The 733-nt window shown below is 69.8% G+C and carries 1 protein-coding gene; it reads right to left on the minus strand.

Annotation, left to right across the window (positions count from 1 at the left end):
• The coding region (locus WA788_RS35455; protein ID WP_335984613.1) for a ketoacyl-synthetase C-terminal extension domain-containing protein at window positions 1–733 on the minus strand (733 nt) is incomplete at both ends.

Below are 733 nucleotides of genomic sequence, written 5' to 3' on the forward strand. Positions count from 1 at the left end.
AGAACCACCAACCCCGGACACGACACCGCTCACCACACCAGGCGCAACCTGCCCCGCGGCAACCGCAGACATCCCCGTCAGCAACCGACCACGGTCCCGGCCCACCACCGCAAGCCGGTGCGCGAACCCCGTCGTCCGCGTCACCGCCAACGACAACGCCACATCCCCGACCCCCACCCCCGGACGCGCCGCCACAAACTCCGCCAACCGACCCGCCTGCGCCACCAACGCCGCATCAGACCGCGCCGACACCACCCACACCACCGCACCTGCCCCCAGGTCCTCCTCCCGCTCGCCCTGCTGGTCCTGAGCGGCGGCACTCGGGCCAGAGACATCCTGGGCAGGAACGTCCACAGCAGGACTGTCCTGGGCAGGGGTGTCCTCGGGGACCTGTTCGAGGATGAGGTGGACGTTGGTGCCGCTGATCCCGAAGGCCGAAACACCCGCCCGCCGCGGACCAGAGTCCGCCGGCCACTCACGCGGCGCCGTCAGCAACTCCACCGCTCCGGCCGACCAGTCGACGTGGGAGGACGGAGCATCCACATGCAGGGTCTGCGGCAGCATCCCGTGCCGCATCGCCTGCACCATCTTGATCACACCCGCCACACCCGCAGCCGCCTGGGTGTGGCCGATGTTCGACTTCACCGACCCCAACAACAACGGACGCGCCGGATCACGATCCTGCCCGTACGTGGCCAGCAGCGCCTGCGCCTCGATCGGATCACCCAACGCA

It is taken from the genome of Streptomyces sp. CA2R106, from assembly GCF_037034245.1.
In the GTDB taxonomy this organism is placed as follows: domain Bacteria; phylum Actinomycetota; class Actinomycetes; order Streptomycetales; family Streptomycetaceae; genus Actinacidiphila.